The 21,268-nt window shown below is 67.2% G+C and carries 22 protein-coding genes, 1 tRNA gene and 1 pseudogene; 13 read left to right on the top strand and 11 right to left on the bottom strand.

Features of this window, described 5'->3' with window-relative positions; genetic code table 11:
- Window positions 1-47 precede the first annotated feature (47 nt).
- From A5758_RS04015 to A5758_RS04010, 3 genes are all read left to right on the top strand, one after another.
- Entirely contained in the window at window positions 48-851 is an 804-nt protein-coding gene (locus A5758_RS04015) for a Stf0 family sulfotransferase (RefSeq protein WP_067736718.1), read from the top strand.
- Between the two features lie 127 nt (window positions 852-978).
- Window positions 979-1,143: a hypothetical protein gene (locus A5758_RS25995; RefSeq protein ID WP_197503730.1), complete on the top strand. Its 165-nt coding sequence runs from the start codon at window positions 979-981 to the stop codon at window positions 1,141-1,143.
- 4 nt (window positions 1,144-1,147) lie between these two features.
- Entirely contained in the window at window positions 1,148-2,266 is a 1,119-nt protein-coding gene (locus A5758_RS04010; RefSeq protein ID WP_067736715.1) for a YeiH family protein, read from the top strand.
- A 28-nt stretch (window positions 2,267-2,294) separates the two neighbouring features.
- On the opposite strand, the pseudogene A5758_RS26460 reads toward A5758_RS04010, so the two are convergent.
- A pseudogene (locus A5758_RS26460) lies at window positions 2,295-2,473 on the bottom strand (aminotransferase class V-fold PLP-dependent enzyme); the annotation flags it as partial.
- Window positions 2,474-2,858: 385 nt separating this feature from the next.
- Here A5758_RS26460 and cysK point away from each other — a divergent pair.
- From cysK to A5758_RS03985, 5 genes are all read left to right on the top strand, one after another.
- A complete protein-coding gene (gene cysK / locus A5758_RS04005; RefSeq protein WP_067212597.1) occupies window positions 2,859-3,791 on the top strand; it encodes a cysteine synthase A in 933 nt (310 codons plus the stop codon).
- A gap of 2 nt (window positions 3,792-3,793) precedes the next feature.
- Window positions 3,794-4,477, top strand: coding sequence for a serine O-acetyltransferase (gene cysE / locus A5758_RS04000; RefSeq protein WP_067736712.1), 684 nt, complete (start codon window positions 3,794-3,796; stop codon window positions 4,475-4,477).
- 7 nt (window positions 4,478-4,484) lie between these two features.
- Window positions 4,485-4,904 (top strand): thioredoxin family protein, encoded by a 420-nt coding sequence (locus A5758_RS03995; protein WP_067212590.1) that lies wholly within the window; start codon window positions 4,485-4,487, stop codon window positions 4,902-4,904.
- A 97-nt stretch (window positions 4,905-5,001) separates the two neighbouring features.
- Complete coding sequence (locus A5758_RS03990; protein ID WP_067736709.1) at window positions 5,002-6,660, top strand: NAD-dependent malic enzyme; 1,659 nt, start codon at window positions 5,002-5,004, stop codon at window positions 6,658-6,660.
- Window positions 6,661-6,695: 35 nt separating this feature from the next.
- A complete protein-coding gene (locus A5758_RS03985; RefSeq protein ID WP_231987215.1) occupies window positions 6,696-7,121 on the top strand; it encodes an SDR family NAD(P)-dependent oxidoreductase in 426 nt (141 codons plus the stop codon).
- Between the two features lie 12 nt (window positions 7,122-7,133).
- Here A5758_RS03985 and A5758_RS03980 read toward each other — a convergent pair.
- Window positions 7,134-7,206 (bottom strand) — tRNA-Asn (locus A5758_RS03980).
- A gap of 151 nt (window positions 7,207-7,357) precedes the next feature.
- Between A5758_RS03980 and A5758_RS03975 the strand changes: the two genes are divergently transcribed.
- Window positions 7,358-7,636 (top strand): hypothetical protein, encoded by a 279-nt coding sequence (locus A5758_RS03975; RefSeq protein WP_067736704.1) that lies wholly within the window; start codon window positions 7,358-7,360, stop codon window positions 7,634-7,636.
- On the opposite strand, the gene dnaG is transcribed toward A5758_RS03975, so the two are convergent.
- The 3 genes from dnaG to A5758_RS03960 form a co-directional block, all read right to left on the bottom strand.
- Window positions 7,611-9,602, bottom strand: a complete 1,992-nt coding sequence (gene dnaG / locus A5758_RS03970) for a DNA primase (RefSeq protein WP_067736701.1) — start codon at window positions 9,600-9,602, stop codon at window positions 7,611-7,613. The two genes, A5758_RS03975 and dnaG, sit on opposite strands and share 26 nt — an antisense overlap.
- Window positions 9,603-9,632: 30 nt before the next feature.
- Window positions 9,633-10,241 carry a superoxide dismutase family protein gene (locus A5758_RS03965; RefSeq protein ID WP_082939563.1) on the bottom strand — a complete coding sequence of 203 codons (609 nt, stop codon included), beginning with the start codon at window positions 10,239-10,241 and terminating at the stop codon, window positions 9,633-9,635.
- 64 nt (window positions 10,242-10,305) lie between these two features.
- Complete coding sequence (locus tag A5758_RS03960) at window positions 10,306-11,577, bottom strand: deoxyguanosinetriphosphate triphosphohydrolase (RefSeq protein ID WP_067736697.1); 1,272 nt, start codon at window positions 11,575-11,577, stop codon at window positions 10,306-10,308.
- A 107-nt stretch (window positions 11,578-11,684) separates the two neighbouring features.
- Between A5758_RS03960 and A5758_RS03955 the strand changes: the two genes are divergently transcribed.
- Window positions 11,685-13,661, top strand: coding sequence for a TPM domain-containing protein (locus tag A5758_RS03955; RefSeq protein WP_067736693.1), 1,977 nt, complete (start codon window positions 11,685-11,687; stop codon window positions 13,659-13,661).
- 24 nt (window positions 13,662-13,685) lie between these two features.
- Here A5758_RS03955 and A5758_RS03950 read toward each other — a convergent pair whose 3' ends face one another.
- The 3 genes from A5758_RS03950 to A5758_RS03940 all read right to left on the bottom strand — a co-directional run bounded on the left by A5758_RS03950 (window position 13,686) and on the right by A5758_RS03940 (window position 17,000).
- Window positions 13,686-13,934 carry a hypothetical protein gene (locus A5758_RS03950; RefSeq protein WP_067736689.1) on the bottom strand — a complete coding sequence of 83 codons (249 nt, stop codon included), beginning with the start codon at window positions 13,932-13,934 and terminating at the stop codon, window positions 13,686-13,688.
- A gap of 252 nt (window positions 13,935-14,186) precedes the next feature.
- On the bottom strand, window positions 14,187-15,380 hold the full coding sequence (locus tag A5758_RS03945) for a PPE family protein (protein WP_067736686.1): 1,194 nt from the start codon (window positions 15,378-15,380) through the stop codon (window positions 14,187-14,189).
- A gap of 222 nt (window positions 15,381-15,602) precedes the next feature.
- Window positions 15,603-17,000: a glycine--tRNA ligase gene (locus A5758_RS03940; protein WP_067212630.1), complete on the bottom strand. Its 1,398-nt coding sequence runs from the start codon at window positions 16,998-17,000 to the stop codon at window positions 15,603-15,605.
- Between the two features lie 181 nt (window positions 17,001-17,181).
- On the opposite strand from A5758_RS03940, the gene A5758_RS03935 reads away from it, so the two are divergent.
- The 3 genes from A5758_RS03935 (at window position 17,182) to A5758_RS03925 (ending at window position 19,139) form a co-directional block, all read left to right on the top strand.
- Complete coding sequence (locus A5758_RS03935; RefSeq protein WP_067736682.1) at window positions 17,182-17,610, top strand: helix-turn-helix transcriptional regulator; 429 nt, start codon at window positions 17,182-17,184, stop codon at window positions 17,608-17,610.
- On the top strand, window positions 17,607-17,999 hold the full coding sequence (locus A5758_RS03930; protein WP_067212556.1) for a Fur family transcriptional regulator: 393 nt from the start codon (window positions 17,607-17,609) through the stop codon (window positions 17,997-17,999). The genes A5758_RS03935 and A5758_RS03930 overlap by 4 nt, the downstream gene beginning before the upstream one ends.
- Before the next feature lie 138 nt (window positions 18,000-18,137).
- Window positions 18,138-19,139 carry an alpha/beta fold hydrolase gene (locus tag A5758_RS03925; protein WP_067736679.1) on the top strand — a complete coding sequence of 334 codons (1,002 nt, stop codon included), beginning with the start codon at window positions 18,138-18,140 and terminating at the stop codon, window positions 19,137-19,139.
- A gap of 4 nt (window positions 19,140-19,143) precedes the next feature.
- Here A5758_RS03925 and A5758_RS03920 read toward each other — a convergent pair whose 3' ends face one another.
- From A5758_RS03920 to recO, 3 genes are read right to left on the bottom strand one after another with little or no spacing between them, the layout of a single operon-like run.
- The gene (locus tag A5758_RS03920; protein ID WP_067212549.1) at window positions 19,144-19,572 is read right to left on the bottom strand and encodes a hypothetical protein; all 429 of its coding nucleotides are present in this window, start codon (window positions 19,570-19,572) and stop codon (window positions 19,144-19,146) included.
- Window positions 19,572-20,462, bottom strand: a complete 891-nt coding sequence (locus A5758_RS03915; protein WP_067736675.1) for a decaprenyl diphosphate synthase — start codon at window positions 20,460-20,462, stop codon at window positions 19,572-19,574. The genes A5758_RS03920 and A5758_RS03915 overlap by 1 nt, the downstream gene beginning before the upstream one ends.
- Window positions 20,455-21,249 (bottom strand): DNA repair protein RecO, encoded by a 795-nt coding sequence (gene recO, locus A5758_RS03910; RefSeq protein ID WP_066945346.1) that lies wholly within the window; start codon window positions 21,247-21,249, stop codon window positions 20,455-20,457. The genes A5758_RS03915 and recO overlap by 8 nt, the downstream gene beginning before the upstream one ends.
- Between the last annotated feature and the right edge of the window lie 19 nt (window positions 21,250-21,268).

Below are 21,268 nucleotides of genomic sequence, written 5' to 3'. Positions count from 1 at the left end.
TAAACGCACCACCTGCACGAGCAATTCGGTGCGGATAAGCTGACACGGTGACAGGCACCCCGTCCTCCTACCTGGTGCTGGCGTCCCAGCGGAGCGGCAGCACACTGCTGGTCGAGTCGCTGCGCGCGACCGGCGTCGCCGGTGAACCGCAGGAGTTCTTTCAGTACCTGCCGGTCACCAGCCAGGCGCCGCAGCCACGCGAGTGGTTCGCCGGCGTGGAGGACGAGTCGATCCTGAACCTGCTCGACCCGCTCGATGCGGGGACGCCGGACCTCGCGCCGCCCGAGATCTGGCGCGACTACATCCGCACGGTCGGCAGGACGCCGAACGGGATATGGGGCGGCAAGCTGATGTGGAACCAGACGCCGCTCTTGTTGAACCGCGCGAAGAATCTGCCGAATCGCAGCGGCGACGGTCTGCTGGCCGCGATCACCGACGTGGTGGGTGAAGAGCCGCTGTTCATCTATGTGTACCGCCCCGACGTGATTTCGCAGGCGGTGTCGTTCTGGCGGGCGGTGCAGACGCGAGTGTGGCGAGGACGACCCGACCCGGCTCGCGATGCGCGCGCTACCTATCACGCCGGCGCGATCGCGCACGTCGTCACCATGCTGCGCGCCCAGAACGAGGGCTGGCGGAATTGGTTCGCCGAGGAAGACGTCAAGCCCATGGAGATTCCGTATCCGGTGTTGTGGCGCAACCTGACTCAGGTGGTCGCCGCCATCCTGGAGGCGTTGGGGCTCGACCCGCGGCTGGCGCCCGAGCCGGTACTGGCACGTCAGGCCGACCAGCGCTCCGACGAGTGGGTGGACCGGTACCGTGCGGATGCCGAGAAGCTCGGCCTGCCAACCTGACCGGAGCCGGAGCCGCGCACGCCACCTAAATTCAGGGCGAGCCAATCACTTGGTCGCCGCGGCCCAAGACGCCACTATTCGCACAGAATGTGGCGCCCAGGGCCACAGTGAACGAGGAGCAATCATCGTGGGTGAAGGCGCGCCGAGTGACGGGCGCGAGCAAGAGACGTCGCAACGGTCGGCCCGGCCCGCGAGGCTCGGCTCGATATCGGTGGACTGCTGGGCTACTGCGGTGGCCGGCGTGATCGTCGCGCTAGCGGTGGCCAACGTGCTCCCGAAGATCCCTTGGTAATCGCGTGAGCACGGTTCGCGTCGAACCCGACGAAACGTCGGCCGAGGCCACGTTCAGCAGCACGCGTCCGCTCGACTACGTCCCGGGCATCCTGCTCCTGATCGGGGTCGGCGTGCTGGGCAAGTACGCGCAGATTTGGTGGAACACCGTGGCCAAGCACCACCACTGGACGGTGCCGGACATCGAATACGTGTTGTGGGCCATCGTGATTGGGCTGCTCATCACCAACACCATCGGCCTGCACCCGATCTTCCGGCCCGGCGTGCAAACTTACGAATTCTGGCTCAAGGTCGGGATCGTGGCGCTGGGTTCGCGATTCGTCCTCGGCGACGTCGCCAAACTCGGCGGTATCGGCCTGGTGCAGATTCTGGTGGACATGACGATCGCCGGGACGATCATCATCGTCGCGGCGCGTGCGTTCGGGTTGTCGGGCAAGCTGGGCTCGCTGCTGGCGATCGGCACATCCATCTGCGGGGTGTCGGCCATCGTGACGGCCAAGGGGGCGATCCGCGCCCGCAACGCCGACGTCAGCTACGCGATCGCGGCGATCCTGGCCTTGGGAGCGGTGTCGCTGTTCGTGCTGCCGCCCCTGGGGCACGCGATCGGGCTGACCGACAACGAATTCGGGCTGTGGGCGGGGCTGTCGGTGGACAACACCGCCGAGACCACGGCCACCGGGTATTTGTTCTCCGATCATGCCGGCAAGATCGCCGTGCTGGTCAAATCGACCCGCAACGCTCTGATCGGATTCGTGGTCCTGGGGTTCGCGCTCTATTGGGCGGGGCGCGGGCAGGCCGACGAGATCGCGCCCGGCGCGAAAGCCAAGGCCGCGTTCATCTGGGAGAAGTTCCCGAAGTTCGTGCTCGGCTTCCTCGTGGTCTCGGCGATCGCGACCGCGGGCTGGTTGACCAAGGGCCAAACCGCCAACCTCGCCAACGTGTCGAAATGGGCGTTTCTGCTGACCTTTGCCGGCGTCGGGCTCAACACCGACATTCGCCAGATCGCCCGCACCGGGTGGCGCCCGCTGGTCGTCGCGGTCATCGGACTCACCGTCGTCGCGGTGGTCTCACTAGGCATCGTGCTCCTGACCTCACGCGGATTCGGTTGGTACCCGAGCACTTAACCGTGCAACGGCGGCAGGCGGCGCGGTCACCCGACGTCGGTGCGCCCTCGGCGATCCGGCGCACCGCCGCCAGGAAGACGTCGATCCCCTCGAACGTGTTGTAGAACGCGAACGATGGCCGAACAGTGGCCCCAAGCCGAGGCGCCGCAGGAGGGCTGCGCGCAGTGATGACCCGCGCACCGCGATGCCCTCCGCATTGAGCGCCTTGTGTCCGAGAGCCCGCTGGCGGGTGTGAAACGGCACCGGGTACTCAGCAAACGATCAGCTCAACCGGCGAAATTGTCGAATGTCCTATAGTGGGCGTTATGCAACAGGCCACCCAGCCGTGCCTTGTCCTTACGTGCCGCACCGCCGTGCACTGCTGTTGTCGTTGTTGTTGATTCTCTGACGCCGCAGAAACCCTCGCGTTTCCTCCAGGTTTGCGGGCCGCTCGCACAGGTAGCACCCAGTGGCCGCGTCTAAGCGTTAGTCAATCTTCAGAAGGATCAACCCGCCGATGACCATATTGCCCATCCGCACTCGCGTCGCCATCGAATTCGACATCACCTGGTAGGCCGACGAAGCTTGAACCAACATCGCCTGAGGAAGACAGATGAGCATCGCAGATAACGTCACACAACTCATTGGAAACACTCCGCTGGTCCGGCTGAACCGGGTCACCGACGGGGCGGCCGCCGACGTCGTAGCCAAGCTGGAGTTCTTCAACCCGGGAAACAGCGTGAAGGACCGCATTGGGGTCGCGATGATCGACGCGGCCGAGCAAGCGGGCCTGATCAAGCCCGACACGATCATCCTCGAACCGACGAGCGGAAACACCGGTATCGCCCTGGCGCTGGTGGCTGCGGCCCGCGGCTACCGCTGTGTGTTGGTTATGCCGGAGACGATGAGCATGGAGCGGCGGATGCTGCTACGTGCATTGGGCGCCGAGATCGTCCTGACGCCGGGCGCCGAGGGCATGCCGGGCGCGATCGCCAAAGCCGAGGAGCTGGCCAAGAGCGACCAACGGTATTGGGTGCCCCAACAGTTCGAAAACCCCGTGAACCGGGAGATCCACCGCAAGACCACCGCCGAAGAGGTGTGGCGCGACACCGATGGCAAGGTTGACATCTTCGTGGCCGGCGTGGGCACCGGTGGGACTATCACGGGGGTCGCCGAGGTCATCAAGGAACGCAAGCCGTCAGCGCAGTTCGTCGCCGTGGAGCCGGCAGCGTCGCCGGTGCTCTCGGGCGGACAAAAGGGTCCCCACCCCATCCAGGGCCTGGGCGCCGGATTCGTGCCCCCGGTACTCGACATGGAACTCATCGACGAGGTCATCACCGTCGGCAACGAGGAGGCCATGGACGTGGCACGTCGGCTGGCACGCGAGGAGGGCTTGCTGGTCGGCATCTCGTCGGGTGCCGCGGTGGTCGGCGCCCTGCAGGTGGCCCGCCGCCCAGAAAACGCCGGGAAGCTTGTCGTCGTCGTGCTGCCTGATTTCGGCGAGCGGTATCTCAGCACGCCGTTGTTCGCCGATCTGGCGGGTTAACCATGCTCGACGCCATACGCCGAGACATCCGGGCCGCCAGGGAGCGCGACCCCGCTGCCCCGACCACGCTGCAGGTGATCTTCGCCTATCCGGGCGTGCATGCCATCTGGGGCTACCGGATCAGCCACTGGCTCTGGAACCGCGGCGCCCGGCTGGCCGCGCGGATACTCAACGAAGTCACCCGCATCTTGACCGGAGTCGACATCCACCCCGGTGCCGCCCTGGGCCCGGGCCTCTTCATCGACCACGCCACCGGAGTGGTGATCGGCGAGACGGCGGAAGTCGGCGAGGACGTGACGATTTACCACGGCGTCACGCTTGGCGGCAGCGGACGGGATACCGGGAAACGCCACCCGACCATCGGTGACCGGGTGACCATCGGTGCCGGCGCCAAGGTGCTCGGAGCGATCAAGATCGGCGATGACAGCCGGATCGGCGCCAACGCTGTCGTGGTAAAAGAGGTTCCGTCGAGCGCCGTAGTCATCGGGGTTCCCGGCCAGGTCATCAGTCGCCACGGCCGAAACAGCCCCGACGACTCGATGATGCCCGACCTCGTGGGCGTCAGCCTCCAGTCCCTCCTCACCCGGGTCGCCAAGCTGGAGGCCTCCAACAACGGGCAACAATTCGGACGTGTCATCCGTCCACCGGAAGCCGGCGTGTGGCACGGCGAAGATTTTTCTATCTGAGGACCAATTGAGCACTCTTGTGATCGCAGGGACGGCGCTGATCGCTGCGCTCGGGGCCGCCACTGCGGCAGGAGCGATGATCAATCGACGGTCCGGGGTGCTTCGAGAGACAAGTCTTGATCTCCCAGGGGACGCTGCAGATCTCGGTTTGTCCGAGGCGGGTCCGACAGTCGTCCATTTCACCGCAGCATGGTGCGGTCCGTGCGCTTCGGTGCGTCGCGTGGTCGAGCAAGTCTGCAGCGATCTCCCCGACGTGATGCATCTCGAAATCGACATTGACGCCAATCCTGCCGTCGCCAAGCGGCTTTCGGTGTTGTCACTGCCAACCACGTTCATCTTCGACGCCGACGGCCGGCAGCGGTACCGCACCGCGGGTGTCCCCAAGGCCGCTGACCTGCGACAGGCGCTGCAACCTCTGTTGGCTTGACCCGCGGCCGCGGCGCTGCGAATGCCGCTCAAGATGCGATCGCCGCGATCGACGCTACGGTTGCCGTAAGGTCCCGAGTCACGGACGGAGATTTGCGATGAGCGACCCGCACGCGCCGAAGATCCCGGCGGCGCTGTCCTCGCCCAGTCTGAACCGTGGGGTCGGCTTCACACACGAGCAGAGGCGGCAGCTGGGTCTGACCGGACGGCTCCCACCGGCGGTGCTCACGCTCGACGAGCAGGCCGACCGGGTCTGGCATCAATTGCAGACCCTGGCAACGGATCTGGGGCGCAACTTGCTGTTGGAGCAGCTGCATTACCGCCACGAACTGCTCTACTACAAGGTGCTGGAGGATCATCTGCCGGAACTGATGCCGGTGGTCTACACGCCCACCGTCGGGGAGGCCATTCAACGGTTCTCCGACGAGTACCGCGGACAGCGCGGGCTTTTCCTGAGCATCGACGAGCCCGACGAGATCGAGCCCGCCTTCGCGACTTTCGGGCTGGAACCGGACGACGTCGACCTGATCGTGTGTACCGACGCCGAAGCGATCCTGGGCATCGGCGACTGGGGCGTGGGCGGCATCCAGATCGCGGTGGGCAAGTTGGCGCTGTATACCGCCGGGGCCGGCATCGATCCCCGTCGCTGCATCGCGGTCTCCCTTGACGTGGGCACCAATAACGAACAACTGCTTCAGGATCCGTTCTACTTGGGCAATCGTCACGCCCGGCGCCGCGGCGCCGAATACGACGACTTCGTCAATCGCTACATCGAAACCGCTCACCGGCTGTTCCCGAAGGCGATCCTGCATTTCGAAGACTTCGGGCCCCTCAACGCACGGCGGATCCTGCACACCTACGGCGACAAATACTGCATGTTCAACGACGACGTCCAGGGAACCGGCGCGGTGGTCGTCGCGGCCGTGTACGGCGGATGCCACGTCACCGGTGTGCCGATGCGCGACCAGAGGGCCGTCGTCTTCGGGGCCGGCACCGCCGGGATCGGGGTGGCCGATCAGATTCGCGACGCGATGGTGTCCGACGGCGCCACCATCGAGCAGGCCACGGCGCAGATCTGGCCGATCGACAAGCAGGGCCTGCTATTCGACGACATGGAGGACCTGCGGGATTTCCAGGTTCCCTACGCGAAGAATCGCGCCCAACTGGGCTTGGGAGCGGGACAAGCAGCCGCGGATCGGGTGGGATTGGTGGACACCATCAAGCTCGCCTCCCCTACCATCCTGCTGGGCTCCTCGGCCGTGTTCGGCGCCTTCACCGAGAAGGTCGTGCAGGCCATGACCGCATCGTGCGAGCGACCGATGATCTTCCCGCTGTCCAACCCGACGTCGCGCATGGAAGCCATGCCGGCCGACGTGCTGCAGTGGTCCGACGGCAAGGCGCTGATCACCACCGGCACCCCCGTCGCGCCGATCGAATACGACGGCACTACCTACACCATCGGCCAGGCCAACAACGTGCTGGTGTTCCCCGGAATCGGGCTGGGCATCATCGTCGCCGGGGCCCGGCTGCTGACCAAGGCCATGCTGCAGGCGGCAGCGAAAGCCGTTGTGCGACAGGCCAGCCCGTCAAAGGCCGGGGATTCACTGCTCCCCGATGTCAGGGAATTACGCGCCATCTCGATTGCGGTCGCCGAAGCCGTGTATCACGCCGCCGTCGCCGGCGGGGTGGCCACAAGGACGCATGCCGACCCGCGGCAGGCCGTCCTCGACACCGTGTGGACCCCGGCGTACGACTAGCGCCTTTCGGATAGTTAGGCTCCGGGGTCGTTCGGGTGCGGCGCCAGCGGCGTCACCTCATCGGTACGCCACACGCGCAGCGGCATCGAGGCCAGCACCTACTGCTGACGCAAGGCTGGGGCGGCCACGTCGTCAACATGACCACGTCGCTGCTCGACCAGGCCAACTCCGCGGTCCCCGCGGGATTGACCGCCCTCACCAAGGGCGGCCTGGCGGCGGTGACCAAATCGCTGGCCATCGAGTACGCGCGCAGCGGGATCCGCGTCAACGCCATCTCCCCGGGCAACATCGCCACGCCGATGCATGCCGACGACGACACGGCCGCGCTGGCCGCCATGCATCCGCTGGGCCGGATGGGCGCCATCGCCGACGTCATCGAGGGGGTTCGGTACCTGGAGACCGCGACCTTTGTGACCGGGGAGACCCTCCACATCGACGGCGGCCAGAGCGCCGGACACTGAGTCTCAACCTTGCTCCCCCGCCTGGACTCGAACCAGGAACCTATCGGTTAACAGCCGAACGCTCTGCCAATTGAGCTACAGGGGATCAACACGACCGCGGGACGACTCTAGCGTACTGGCATAACCGCACCCAACTGGACAGGACCGACCTCGTCTCGCCCGGGGACCGGATCGGGCGCGCACGCACCGGGGCGGGTGAGGCAGGATGGGAACGGTCGCTAGTCGGGAGGAACGCTTTGATCCGGTATGTCGTGGTGCTGGGACTGGGTTACGTGCTGGGCTCGAAGGCCGGGCGTCGCCGATACGAGCAGATCGTCGGCACCTATCGCGCGCTGACCAGCAGCCCGGTGGCCAAGTCGGTGATCCAAGGGGGACGCCGCAAGATCGCGAATCGGATCTCCCCGGACGCGGGGTTCGTGACCGTTGCCGAGATCGACGATCAAACGGCCATCTTGGAGCGCGGTGCCGAGCAACCGGCCGAGGAGGCCCTCACATCGTCAGATCGTCGCCGCTAGCCTGCTCCAGCAGGCTGCGCCGGTAGGCCTCCATGGCTACCAGGTCACCGAATAACGCGTGGTACTCGTCGCCCTGTTCGATCGGCGACATGCGCTGCAGCTTGGACTTCACCTCCGCGATCTGCCGGCCCATCCACACTTCCTGCAGCCGGGCCAGCACGCCGGCGATGTAACGCACCAGCTTCTCGTCGTCGTCGACCTGGATGGCCTCCACGCCGAGCTCGCTGACCAGCCCGGCGGTCAGGTCTGAGCCGGCGCGTTGGCGCACCGCGTCGATCCACTGTGCCCCGGTGATGCCGCCCGACGTGCCGCCCGCGGCCTCGATGGCAGCGCGCACGGCGGCGTAACCGGGATGGGTGAAGCTTTCGACGGGGAGCGTGTCGAACACCGGCCCGGCCAGCGCCGGATACTGCAACGCCGACTTGAGCGCCGCACGCTGCGGCCTGAGCGTCGGGTCACGAGGGTCGGGAAGTGCGGCGGCGGGGCGGCCCGGGGCCGCCCCGCGGGGCTGCTGAGCGGCGCCGCGGGGGGCGTTCGGGGCGGAACCGCCCCGCGCCGGGGCCGGCGACTTCTTGGCCTGGGTGCGCACCCGATCGATGACCTGCGCCACGTCGTCCCAGCCCACCCAGCCGGCGAGCTGGCGGGCGTACTCGTCGCGCAGCGTGGGGTCTTTGATCTGGCTCACCATCGGCACGCAGCGGCGCAGCGCCGCGACTCTGCCCTCGGCGCTGTCCAGGTCCATCTCGGCGATCGCGGTGCGTATCGCGAATTCGAACAAGGGGGTGCGCCGCGCGACCAGGTCGCGCAGCGCGCCGTCGCCGGACTTCAAGCGCAAGTCGCAGGGATCCATGCCGTCCGGGGCCACCGCGACGAAGGATTGCCCCGCCAGATTCTGCTCGCCGCCAAAGGCCTTGAGCGCGGCAGCGCGGCCGGCCGCATCACCGTCGAAGACGTAGATCAGCTCCCCGCGGAAGAAGCTGTCGTCCATCATCAGTCGGCGCAGCATCGACAGATGCTCGTCGCCGAATGCGGTGCCGCACGACGCCACGGCGGTGGTGACGCCGGCCAGATGCATCGCCATCACGTCGGTGTAGCCCTCGACGACGACCGCCTGGTGGCCCTTGGCGATGTCGCGTTTGGCCAGATCGATGCCGAACATCACCGACGACTTCTTGTACAGCAGCGTCTCGGGGGTATTGATGTACTTGGCTTCCATCGGATCGTCGTCGAAAAGGCGGCGGGCGCCGAACCCGATCACCTCGCCGGCCGCGCTGCGGATGGGCCACAACAGCCGGCGGTGGAAGCGGTCGATCGGGCCGCGCCGCCCCTGCCGCGACAGGCCGGCCGCTTCCAGCTCCTTGAACTCGAAACCCTTGCGCACCAAATGTTTTGTCAGTGAGTCCCACCCGGACGGCGCGAATCCGCACCCGAATCGGCGGGCCGCCTCGGCGTCGAAGTTCCGTTCCGTCAGGTACTGGCGGGCCGGTGCCGCCTCGTCGGATTCCAGCGCCGCCGCGTAGAACTCCGCCGCGGCCGCGTTGGCCGCGACGAGCCGGCTGCGGCTGCCGCGGTCGCGCTGCACGCTGGTCGCCGGGCCGGTGTAGCTGATGGTGTGGCCGATGCGGTCGGCGAGCAGCTCGACGGCCTCGACGAAGGTGACGTGTTCGATCTTCTGGATGAAGGCGTAGACGTCGCCGCCCTCCCCGCAACCGAAGCAGTGGAAGTGGCCGTGGTTGGGGCGAACGTGGAACGACGGCGACTTCTCGTCATGAAACGGGCACAGGCCCTTGAGGGAATCGGCACCGGCGCGCCGCAATTGGACGTAATCGCCGACGACTTCGTCGATGCGCACCCGCTCGCGGATGGCGGCGATATCACGATCGGGAATCCGGCCCCGGCCCCTTGGCCGGGCGTCATCCTCCCCCGCGCGCGGGTGGTGCCCCCACGAACCTGCCGGGCTGGACATCGGCTCAGTCTAGAGCGCCGAACCGGCCGGCTATCCGGTTCCGATGACGCCGCATGCCACCCGTTCCATCGCGGTGTCGGTGTCTTGGGCGCCGTGCAGCATCAAGGCAGTCTTGTTGCCGCCCAGCAGCTCGTCCCGGTTGAACGCATCCGTGGTGGTGACCAGGTACGCCGAGCCGTCCGAACGCACCTCCAGCGACGACAGGTCGCCGCTCTCCGGCTTGCCGGTGTGTCCGGGCGCCTGGTAGTGGCCGCCGGCGGACAGGAAGTTTCCGGGCGGACCGCCGGTCGGGGCGACCGAGTTGGGCTCGCATTTGCCGATCTCGTGGACGTGCAGGCCGTGCAAGCCGGGTGACAGGATGCCGCCGGCCACCGTCTTGACGGTGACGGTCACGTACCCGCCGGTGAAGTCGAACGTCGCCGTGGCAGCCGACCGCCCGTCCGGCGTCTTCAGTTGCGCGGTGAGCGATTCGCCGTTGGGCGCGGGCGTCGTCGTCTCACCCGACGACGCCGGTGGGGCGCTCTTCACCGGAGGGGTGGTGCCGGGCTGGGTGCTCGCCTGTTGGGGTGAGCTGCAGGCGGTCATGGCGACGACGGGAAGCCCCACCGCGAGGGTGGCGATACCGCTGAATTTGGTCATGTCGGGCAGCCTAGCCCGCGGCGACGAGGGGGCTGCCGTGGGATGACCTGCGGCCGAGTAGCGGCTAACCGGTGGCCTGACGCGCGTCGATACGTTCCAGCCGGCCCTCGGTATATGAGGCGATCTGATCGACGACGACACGTAGCCGGGCGCGGTCGTCGGCCGCGGTGGTGAACGCCGCGGCGAAGACCGGGTCGAGTGTCTGGGGTGCCCCGGAGTAGAGCCACCGCGCCACCCGGTGGATCCGTTCACGCTGCAGGCCCTGGGTGTTGAGATGTCTCGGATCGGACATGATGAATTGCAGCGCCAGGATTTTCAGCAGGGCGACCTCCGCGCGCACCAGGTCGGGCACCAGCAGGTCGGCCCGGTAGCGGACCAGCGGCCCTGGCCCGGCCGCGGCGCGCGTGGTGGCAACGGCGGCCGAGGCGAACCGGCCGACCAATTCACTGGTGAGTCGCTTGAGCGCGACCGCCGCGGCCAGCGTGGCGTCGTACTTGCCGACGGCGGCGACCACCGGCAGCCCGGAGAGCCGCCGGGCGGCCGCCATGAAGTCGTCGGCGCTCACCCGGGAGAATTCGCTCTCGCCCAGTTTGGCCAGGGCGGCCGCCTCGTCGTCGTCGGCGAGCACGCGCAGGTCGATGCGCTGAGAGACGACGCCGTCCTCGACGTCGTGGACCGAATAGGCGATATCGTCGGCCCAGTCCATCACCTGCGCTTCCAGGCACATCCGGCCCTCCGGCGCGCGGGCGCGAACCCAGGCCGCCGGCTCGCGGTCCTCGTCGTAGAACCCGAACTTCCTTCTCTCTTGACCCAGCCCTCTGCCGCGGTACCACGGATACTTGGTGACCGCGTCCAGGGAGGCGCGGGTCAGGTTGAGCCCCGCGCTATTGCCTTGCTCGTCAAGCACTTTGGGCTCGAGGCTGGTCAGGATGCGGAAGTTTTGCGCATTCCCCTCGAAACCGCCGTAGTCGGCGGCGAACTCATCCAGGGCGCGCTCGCCGTTGTGGCCGTACGGGGGGTGGCCGATATCGTGGGCCAGGCCGGCCAGCTCGACCAGGTCGAGGTCGCAACCCAAGCCGACCGCCATCCCCCGCCCGATCTGGGCGACCTCCAGCGAGTGCGTCAGCCGGGTGCGTGGGGTGTCACCTTCGCGGGGCCCGACGACCTGGGTCTTGTCGGCAAGCCGGCGCAGCGCGGCGCTGTGCAGTACCCGGGCCCGGTCCCGGGCGAAGTCGGTGCGGTGCTGACCTTCCGTACCCGGTAGGCCGGCAGTCTTCGGCGCTTCGCGTACCCGCCGTTGACGGTCGAAGTCGTCGTAGGGGTCTTGCCGATTCATGTCCGCCTTCTTAGTCACCGCAGCACAGTCTGCCAGGGAACGCGGGACGGCGGACCGCTCCGTCGCACGGCTCTTTGCCCGCGTCGCCGCGGGGCTAGATTGACGTCATGCGCACTGCCCGGCTGCTAGGTGTCATCCTCGCAATTGCTTTCAGCGGCGGACTGCTGGTGGCACCCGGGGCCGGCGCGCAACCCCCGTTCCGGCTGGCGGATTACGTCACCGACAATGCGGGTGCCCTGTCGGAATCCGGCCGTGCGGCGGTCACCTCGGCGGTGCGCAAGCTGTACACGGATCGCCACATCCGGCTGTGGGTGGTCTACGTCGACGACTTTTCCGGCCAGAGCCCGGCGAACTGGGCGCAGCGCACGGTGCGTACCAGCGATCTGGGTGACTATGACGCCCTGCTGGCCGTCGCCACCGCCGGCCGTGCCTACGCCTTCCTGGTGCCGTCCACCGTCAAGAGCGTCAACGCCCGCCAGGTCGATGACTTGCGGCACAACAAGATCGAGCCCGCCTTGCACAACGGCGACTGGAGCGGCGCCGCGGTCGCGGCGGCCAACGGGCTCAACACGTCACCGGGTTCGTCGGGCCGGGTGGCCCTGCTGGTCACGCTCGCGATCATTCTCGTCGCGGTAGCGGCCTTGCTGTTGGTCATGCGCTATCGCGGTCGGCGCCGGCGCGCGGCCGAATTGGCCGCGGCCCGACGGGTCGACCCCACCGACTCCCAAGCGCTGGCCGCCGTGCCGCTGCAGGCCCTCGACGACCTGTCGCGCGTACTCGTGGTGGACGTCGACAACGCCGTGCGAACCAGCTCCAACGAACTCGACCTGGCGATCGCCGAGTTCGGTGAAGAGCGGACCCAACCCTTCACCCAAGCCGTGACCAACGCGAAAGCCGCTCTGGCCCAAGCGTTCACGGTACGACAGCAACTGGACGACAGCACACCGGAGACGCCCGACCAGCGCCGCGAGTTGCTCACCCGGGTCGTCATGTCTGCGGCACGCGCCGATGCGGAACTGGAGTCGCAGACCGAGGCGTTCGAGAACCTGCGCGATCTGGTGATCAACGCCCCGTCGCGGCTCGACGCGCTCACCCAGCAATACGTTGAGCTCACCTCCCGGATAGCGCCGTCAGAGCAGCGGCTGGCCGAACTGCACGACCAATTCGACGCCACCGCACTGACTTCCGTATCTGGCAATGTCTCGGCCGCCAAGGAGCGGCTGGCGTTCGCCGACCGCAACATCGGCACCGCCCGGGATTTGGCTGCCGAAGCCGTCAGCGGCCGGCAGGCCGGCTTGGTGGACGCGTTCCGCGCCGCGGAGTCCGCGCTCGGGCAGGCGCGGGCGCTACTCGACTCGGTGGACAACGCGGCCACCGACATCCAGCATGCCATCGACCGGCTGCCGTCTGCCATGGCCGACATTGAGGCCGACATCAAACGGGCGGGCGATCTCCTGCAGAGAGCGGAGACAACCGCTCACACCGGCGATCTGCGCGCGGCGCGCGATGCGGCCACGCGGGCCGTCGACGGCGCGCGTGCCGGCGGCTCCACCGACCCGCTCGGCGCGTTCGCCCAGTTAGCCAAAGCGGATGCCGACCTCAACGGGCTGCTGGTCACCCTGGCGCAGGAGCGGGCCACCGCCGAGCAGCTCAACCGGTCATTGGAGCAGGCGTTGTTCACCGCCGAGTCACGGGTGCGCGCGGCCTCCGACTACATCGACACGCGTCGCGGCAGCATCGGCCCGGAGGCCCGCACCCGGCTGGCTGAAGCCACCCGGCACCTGCAAGCCGCGCGGGACAAGAGGGCGACGAACCCGACCGAGGCGATTTCCCACGCCAACGCGGCGTCGACGCTGGCCGCCCAGGCGCAGTCGTTAGCCAATGCCGATGTGCAAGCGATTCAGCGCGCCTACACGCGGCGCGGGGGCAGCGACATGGGGGCAATGCTGGGCGGCATCATCATCGGCAACCTGCTCAGTGGGGGCATGCGGGGCGGCTTCGGCGGCTGGAGTCCCACATCGTTCGGCGGGTCTTCGGGGGGATCCTCCGGCGGCGGCTTCATGGGCGGCGGCGGCCGATTCTGAGCCGCTCGCCCTAGAACGCGGCGGTCAACCGGCGGCCGGTGAATGCGGAATCACGCCTCCGCTGCGCGGTACGTCGAAGTGGGGTTCGGCTTCGCCTTCCCACCGCTGCCACTCGTTCCATTCTTTGGCGTCACCGACCGCGGCCGGGGCGGGGACATCGGCCGCCGGTTCGCCGGGATCGACACTCACTTCCGGCTTCGGGGCCCAATGGTCGTAGTCATCCGGCGGCACGACCACACCCCAAACGAGTGGAACCGACAGGCCACCGAGCATCCCCGACTCACCCCGAACCGCCGACACCGAGTCATCTGGTAACGGCGGACCAAGAGGCAAAAGCATGTTGCCTCCTTCCACAGCCGACTTTCGGATGCTGTGGCCGAACCTAATAACAGCAAGCAGGCACATCGTAAGCCAAACTTCAGACAATTACCCGAAAAAACGTGGATTTGCTTCCGCAGGCATCCCCGACGCCCAAGCCGGAGCCGGCGAGCGGGCTCAGCGCCTGCGAACGGCGGCGGCTCCCCGCTATCCGCCCTTGGTCCGCGGCACCACCTTGGGCCGCGGCTGCACCACGTGCGGGTTCTCGCCGCCGCGGCGACCCCTCCGGTCGGTCTTGTCTTTGTCGGCGTCCCGATCGTCCATCGCCATGGCCATGGCCGGGGTGGAACCGGCGGGTGCGGCCGACGTGGGGGACGATCCGCCCGTCGCGATCGGGGTCGGTAGTTGGGTGCCCAGCGCCGGCACCGCGAGACTCGTCAGGACCGCCGGCACCGGCATCGACCCCTGCCAGGTCGGAGGCACCGTAATCGCTCCCACGAACCGCGCGGTGCCCAACCCGGCCGTGGCGACGCCCAGCCCACCGAGCGATTGCGGCGCCTGCAGGCCGCCGGTGGCGAGCGGGGCCTGCCCGGCCACGGTGGTGACACCGGCCATCGAGGGTGCCGCCGGCCCGACGTTTTGGGCCAGCACCATCATCGGGGACATCAGCGCGGTCGCGGGGTACATCCCAATCGGTGCCAGGGCGGTCATCGTCGTGACCGGCATCGATGAGAGTAACGAGAGGCCGGGGAAGAACGCCCCGAGCACCGCCTGCAGCTGCGAAACAAAGCCGGCCCCCAGCGACGAGAACGCTCCGAAAGCCTGGGACACGAAGTCCAGCGGCGCCGTCACCAGCCCCGCCAGTCCACCCAGGGCTACCGGCGGGGCGCTGAACGCCGGCAGCGTCGCCGCCACCGTCTGCGCCCCGATGTGATAGCCCACCATCGCGGCCACGTCCTGGGCCCACATCTCCATGTACTCGATTTCGGTCATCGCGATCGCCGGGGTGTTCTGACCGAGGAAGTTCGTGGCGATCAGCATGAGCAGCCGGAGGCGATTCTCGAGCACCTCCGGGGTGGGCACCGTCGCCATGAACGCCGCCTCATAGGCCCCCGCCGCCGCCGTCGCCTGGGCCGCCGCCAACTCGGCTTGCCCGGCGGCCGACATCAGCCACTGCAGGTACGGCGTCGCCGCCGCCACCATCGCGACCGACGACGGGCCCATCCAGGGGCCGGCAGCCACTCCCGTCACAACCGACTCGAACGACGCCGCCGCAGCCGCCAAGTCCGCCGCCAGTGCTTCCCAGGCCGAGGCCGCCGTCAACAGTGGGCCAGGGCCGGCGCCCCCATACATCAGGGCAGAGTTGATCTCGGGGGGGAACAGCATAAAAGCTGGAATCATCGCATCCCTAACCCACCGACTACCGAGTCAACGACACCTACACCCACACGAACCGACACCCACCCCCGGCGACTAGACACGTGAGCAACATTCGGATCGAGCCTAAGCCAATCGGCTACCCAAATACGGTTTTTTACGAAACGTTTAATTACGTGGCGGCGGCGTGTCCATGCCGGTCAACAGGCAAGGCGGGAGTTCCGGAACCGGCGGTGCCAGCGCCGGTCAGCAACCCTTGAGCCGCGCCGCCAAGTAGTCCGCGACGGCGTTCATCGCGACGCGCTCCTGTGTCATGTCATCGCGCCGGCGCACCGTGACGGCGTTGTCTTCGAGGGAGTCGAAATCCACCGTCACACAGAACGGCGTCCCCACCTCGTCCTGGCGCCGGTAGCGGCGCCCGATCGCGCCGGCGTCGTCGAAATCGATGTTCCAGCACGTGCGCAATTCGGCGGCCAGGTCCCGAGCCTTGGGACTCAAGTCGGCGTGCCGGGACAGCGGCAGCACCGCGGCCTTGACCGGGGCCAACCGCGGATCCAGCCGGAGCAGCGTGCGCTTCTCCATCACACCCTTGGCGTTGGGTGCCTGGTCCTCGGTGTAGGCGTCGATCAGAAACGCCATGAAGGACCGCGTGAGCCCGGCCGCCGGTTCGATGACATATGGGATGTACCGGGTATCGGTGCCCTGGTCGTAGTACGACAGGTCGGCGCCGGAATGTTTTGCGTGCGTGGACAAGTCGAAGTCGGTCCGGTTGGCGACGCCCTCCAGTTCGCCCCACGGGTTGCCCGCGAAGCCGAACTTGTACTCGATGTCGACGGTCCGGTCGGAGTAGTGCGAAAGCTTCTCGGCGGGGTGTTCGAATAACCGCAGATTCTCCGGGTCGATACCCAGCTCGAGATACCACTGCAGGCGGGTGTCGATCCAATACTGGTGCCATTCCTTCGCGGTCGACGGCTCCACGAAGAATTCCATTTCCATCTGCTCGAACTCGCGGGTTCGGAAAATGAAGTTGCCCGGCGTGATCTCATTGCGGAAACTCTTGCCGATCTGGCCGATACCGAACGGCGGCTTCTTGCGCGCGGTAGTGACGACGTTGGCGAAGTTGACGAAGATGCCCTGCGCGGTCTCCGGACGCAGATAGTGCAAGCCCTCCTCGGTCTCGATCGGCCCGAGGTGCGTCTTGAGCATCATGTTGAACTCGCGCGGCTCCGTCCACTGGCCCTTGGTTCCGCAATCCGGGCAGACGATCTCCGTCATCGGCACCGAGTCGGGGTCGTCGATTCCCTTCTTCGCCGCGTAAGCCTCCTGCATGTGGTCCTGGCGATGCCGGTGATGGCAGTTCAGGCACTCGACCAGTGGGTCGTGGAAAACCTCGACGTGGCCGGAGGCTACCCAGACCTGCCGCGGCAGGATGATCGACGAATCGATGCCCACGACGTCGTCGCGTCCGGTGACCACCGATCGCCACCACTGCCGCTTGATGTTCTCCTTGAGTTCCACTCCCAGCGGGCCGTAGTCCCACGCCGACCGGGTGCCGCCGTAAATCTCTCCCGAAGGAAAGACGAAGCCGCGACGTTTGGCCAGGTTCACTACGGTGTCGATGACGGACGCCACGGGGTGGTGCACTCCCTTTCCGGGTTTGAACGGGCACGAGCGGCGCTCGACCGCCGTGCGCAGAGCATTCGTCATCGTAACGATCGGCCCCGCGGTCTTTGACATGCGTCATCATGCATGTGACAGTGGAAGTCGACCGCCTCACGGCGTCCCTCCCCGCTACCTGGCCCTTCTCGAGGTGATGACTCTCTCCATGTCGATGTCCCCATCCCCGCCTTCCTCGCTGCCGGCCACCGCCGATGGTGACGTGGGACCGGCGATGAGCGTGGTTGCCCACGAGCACGGCGAAACCGGGCCCGGCGGACACGCGCCGGCCGATTACCCCGTCCCGCCGCCGCGCGAGATTCTCGACGCGGCCGGTGAGCTGCTGCGCGCGCTGGCCGCCCCGGTGCGGATCGCCATCGTGCTGCAATTGCGTGAATCCCAGCGCTGCGTGCACGAGCTGGTCGACGCGCTCGGCGTGCCGCAGCCACTGGTCAGCCAGCACCTGAAGATCCTGAAGGCCGCCGGCGTCGTCGCCGGGGAGCGATCCGGCCGCGAGGTGCTCTACCGGCTTGCCGACCATCACCTGGCGCACATCGTGGTGGACGCGGTCGCCCACGCGAGCGAGGACACACAATGACAGGCGCGAGTGTCCGGTCGACCCGTCAGCGGGCGGCGATCTCCACGCTGATGGACACCCTCGACGACTTCCGCTCGGCGCAGGAGTTGCACGACGAACTGCGCCGCCGCGGCGAGAACATCGGGCTGACCACCGTCTACCGGACGCTGCAATCAATGGCGGCGGCGGGAATGGTCGACACGCTGCGCACCGACACCGGCGAGTCGGTCTACCGCAGGTGCTCCGAACACCACCATCACCATCTGGTCTGTCGCAGCTGCGGTTCCACCATCGAAGTCGGCGACCACGAGGTCGAACAGTGGGCGGCGCAAGTCGCGTCCAAACACGGCTATTCCGACGTCAGCCACACCATCGAGATCTTCGGCACGTGTTCACAGTGCGGGTCCTAGGTTGACCCGAGCCGTCCGAACGCGGCACGGCGGAAAAAAGTTCTGAAAAAAGTGTCCAACACGCGCCCGCCGCGTGCTCCTACCCATGAGTGGCCCACGGGCCGAGACAACCAAGAACTCTAGGGAAGTGAGAGCACCATGCGGCACCACCCATCGCCCCATCTGCGGCCGGTACGCGACGTCGAGGCTCCGTCACTGCAATTTCGCACCATTCACGGCTACCGACGTGCCTTCCGGGTCGCCGGGTCGGGACCGGCTCTGTTGCTGATCCACGGCGTCGGCGACAAGTCCACGGCATGGGAGCCCGTGCACGCCAAACTTGCGCGACGGTTCACGGTCATCGCACCGGACCTGCTGGGCCACGGGGAATCGGACAAACCACGCGCCGACTACTCATTGGCGGCCTTCGCGAACGGCATGCGTGACCTACTTGCCGCGCTTGACATTGACCGTGTCACCCTGGTCGGGCATTCGTTCGGTGGCGGTGTCGCAATGCAATTCGCCTATCAGTACCCGCAGCTGGTAGAGCGCATCGTGCTGGTCAGCAGCGGTGGCGTCGCCCAGGAAGTAAGCGTGGCCTTGCGATTGGCGGCGATGCCGTTGGGCAGCGAGGCCCTGGCGATGCTGCGCATGCCGGGCGTGATGCCGGCGATCCGACTGTTCGGGCGGGCCATGGCTACCGTACTGGGCCCCACCAACCTCGGGCACGACGTCGCCGATGTGGTGAATCTGCTCGAAGGCTTCCGGGACCCGCGCGCATTGTCGGCGTTCGCGCGCACCTTGCGGTCGGTAGTGGACAGGCGCGGCCAATTCGTCACAATGCTGGACCGAAGCTATCTCGCGCAACCCATTCCGGTGCAAGTGATCTGGGGTGAGGACGACTTCGTGATCCCGGTAGACCACGCCCGGGTGGCCCACGATGCGGTGCCCGGGTCACGCTTAGAGATCTTCGAAAACTCCGGGCACATGCCTTTCAAAGACGACCCGGATCGCTTCGTCGAAGTCGTCGAGCGGTTCGTCGACTCGACCCGGCCGGCTCAGCACGACCAAGACCTCCTACGCTCGTTGCTGCAGACCCGCGTGGCCGAAAACGCCCGCGGATCGGCAGCCATCGCGCTGGCCGAGTCGGCGGTGTCCTAGAGCCCTAACCCGTCAATGTGCGACGTATCTCGATGCCGCTATCCAGCACCAACAGAACCAGGGTGCGCAGCGCGTCGTCGGTCAGGCCGCCGCCGGGAAAGTTGTAGCGCAGCATCACGTCGGCGGTCTTGGCCGCGCCCTTGCCCGAGTTGCGTTGCACGGCCTTCTCGTTGACCTTCTCGACCATCGTGACGCTGCCGAAGTTGCTGGTGCGGGCCTGCTTGGCGACCTGATCGCTGATCTTCTTCGTCAGCGGCAGGTCCCACGCCAAGACTTGGGTGAGCGACACCAGGTCGAGGTCGTCGGCGATGTTCACCACCCGCAACGACGCGATGGTCCCGGCATGGCGCACCGTCAGCGCCCCGTCGGACTCCTCCTCGACCGCAAGGACCACGCCGAGTGCCGACGCCAGACGTTCCTGCAGTGATGGCATCAGGCGCTCCCGAATCTTCTGTTGCGCGAAGCGTATTCCTCGCACGCCGCCCACAGGTCGCGGCGGTCGTAGTCGGGCCACAGCTTGTCCTGGAAAATGTACTCGGCGTACGCGGCCTGCCACAGCATGAAGTTGCTGGACCGCTGCTCCCCCGAGGTCCTCAGGAAGAGGTCCACGTCGGGGATGTCGGGCCGTTGCAGGTGATGTGCCACCGTCGACTCCGTGATGCGTTCCGGGTTCAGCCTGCCGGCGGCGGCTAAGCGCGCGATTTCCTTTGCGGCGTCCGCGATTTCGGCACGACCGCCGTAGTTGACGCAGTAGTTGACCGTGATGACGTCGTTGTCCTTCGTCATGTCCTCCGCGATCGCCAACTCATTGATCACGCTGCGCCACAGCCGTGGCCGCGAACCCACCCACCGGATTTTGACCCCGATGGTCTTCAAGTTCACCCGGCGCATGCGGACCACGTCCCGGTTGAAGCCCATCAGGAAGCGGACCTCTTCGGGGGACCGCTTCCAGTTCTCGGTGGAAAACGCATAAAGGCTCAGCCACTTGATGCCGATTTCGATTGCGCCACAGACGACGTCAATGACTACCGCCTCGCCGGCCCGGTGGCCATCGGTGCGGGTCAGTCCCTGTTCGGTGGCCCAGCGGCCGTTGCCGTCCATGACGATGGCCACATGATTGGGCAATCGGTCCGCCGGAATACGCGGCGGGGTCGCTTTCGAGGTGTGCTGCGGCGGCCGGCTCGGGCCGCCGTCACGAGACGGCGGCAGCTCGGGGAAGACCACCGGCCATGTCGATTTGTCGGGGAAAACCGGGTAATCGTCGGGCGCCGGGGGCAGCTGCGGGAAGTCGGTCGACTTGAGCTTGCGCTCAGCTTTAGCCACAGTCCAACTGCTCCATCAGCGCTGCGCGCCGTTCGGCGATGGTGCGGTCGACGTGATACGGCCGTTCCACCAGTGGCAACGTCTTGAGCTGGCGTTCCAGATGCCATTGCAGGTGCGCGGCCACCAGTCCGCTGACGTAGCTGCGGTGCGATTGCGGGGCCTCTTCGGCGAACTCCCAATCGCCGTCGTGCAGCGCGGACATCAGATCCAGCACGCCCGGCGGCGGTGTCGTCGAACCGGCCGGACGGCAGTGCGTGCAGACGCTGCCCCCGGCGCCGACATGGAACGCGCGGTGCGGCCCTGGTGTGGCGCACCGGGCGCACTCGGTCAGCGCCGGCGCCCATCCGGCGATGCCCATGGCACGCAGCAGGTAGGCGTCCAGCAGCAGGTCCCGGGAGCGGCGCCCGTCGGCCACCGCCCGCAAGGCGCTGACCGTGAGCCGGTGCAGGGCCGGGGCGGGGGCCCGCTCCTCCCCGGCGAGGCGTTCGGCGGTTTCCAGCATCGCGCACCCGCAGGTGTAGCGGCCGTAATCGCTGACGATGTCGGTGGCGAACGCGTCGATCGAGACGACCTGGGTGACGATGTCGAGGTTGCGGCCGGGATGCAGTTGCGCGTCGATGTGCGCGAACGGTTCCAGCCGCGCGCCGAATTTGCTGCGGGTGCGACGAACGCCCTTCGCCACCGCCCGAACCAATCCGTGGTCGCGAGTGAGCAGCGTGACGATCCGGTCGGCTTCGCCGAGCTTGTGTTGGCGCAACACCACCGCCCGGTCTCGATACAGCCGCATCACAATAGTTTTGCACCCC

Origin of the sequence: Mycobacterium sp. 852014-50255_SCH5639931 (assembly GCF_001665605.1) — a bacterium.
Classification (GTDB): domain Bacteria; phylum Actinomycetota; class Actinomycetes; order Mycobacteriales; family Mycobacteriaceae; genus Mycobacterium; species Mycobacterium paraffinicum.
This window is presented reverse-complemented; position numbering and strand designations above follow the sequence as displayed.

Excerpts from the sequence above, each read along its gene's own strand:
- A5758_RS03990 (WP_067736709.1), top strand. The coding sequence starts at position 5,002 with ATGAGCGACCCGCACGCGCCGAAGATCCCGGCGGCGCTGTCCTCGCCC.
- A5758_RS03945 (WP_067736686.1), bottom strand. The coding sequence starts at position 15,380 with ATGATTCCAGCTTTTATGCTGTTCCCCCCCGAGATCAACTCTGCCCTG.
- A5758_RS03950 (WP_067736689.1), bottom strand. The coding sequence starts at position 13,934 with ATGCTCGGTGGCCTGTCGGTTCCACTCGTTTGGGGTGTGGTCGTGCCG.
- A5758_RS03965 (WP_082939563.1), bottom strand. The coding sequence starts at position 10,241 with ATGACCAAATTCAGCGGTATCGCCACCCTCGCGGTGGGGCTTCCCGTC.
- A5758_RS03955 (WP_067736693.1), top strand. The coding sequence starts at position 11,685 with ATGCGCACTGCCCGGCTGCTAGGTGTCATCCTCGCAATTGCTTTCAGC.
- cysE (WP_067736712.1), top strand. The coding sequence starts at position 3,794 with ATGCTCGACGCCATACGCCGAGACATCCGGGCCGCCAGGGAGCGCGAC.
- dnaG (WP_067736701.1), bottom strand. The coding sequence starts at position 9,602 with ATGTCCAGCCCGGCAGGTTCGTGGGGGCACCACCCGCGCGCGGGGGAG.
- A5758_RS03960 (WP_067736697.1), bottom strand. The coding sequence starts at position 11,577 with ATGAATCGGCAAGACCCCTACGACGACTTCGACCGTCAACGGCGGGTA.
- A5758_RS03920 (WP_067212549.1), bottom strand. The coding sequence starts at position 19,572 with ATGCCATCACTGCAGGAACGTCTGGCGTCGGCACTCGGCGTGGTCCTT.
- A5758_RS03935 (WP_067736682.1), top strand. The coding sequence starts at position 17,182 with ATGTCGATGTCCCCATCCCCGCCTTCCTCGCTGCCGGCCACCGCCGAT.
- A5758_RS03925 (WP_067736679.1), top strand. The coding sequence starts at position 18,138 with ATGCGGCACCACCCATCGCCCCATCTGCGGCCGGTACGCGACGTCGAG.
- cysK (WP_067212597.1), top strand. The coding sequence starts at position 2,859 with ATGAGCATCGCAGATAACGTCACACAACTCATTGGAAACACTCCGCTG.
- recO (WP_066945346.1), bottom strand. The coding sequence starts at position 21,249 with ATGCGGCTGTATCGAGACCGGGCGGTGGTGTTGCGCCAACACAAGCTC.
- A5758_RS03930 (WP_067212556.1), top strand. The coding sequence starts at position 17,607 with ATGACAGGCGCGAGTGTCCGGTCGACCCGTCAGCGGGCGGCGATCTCC.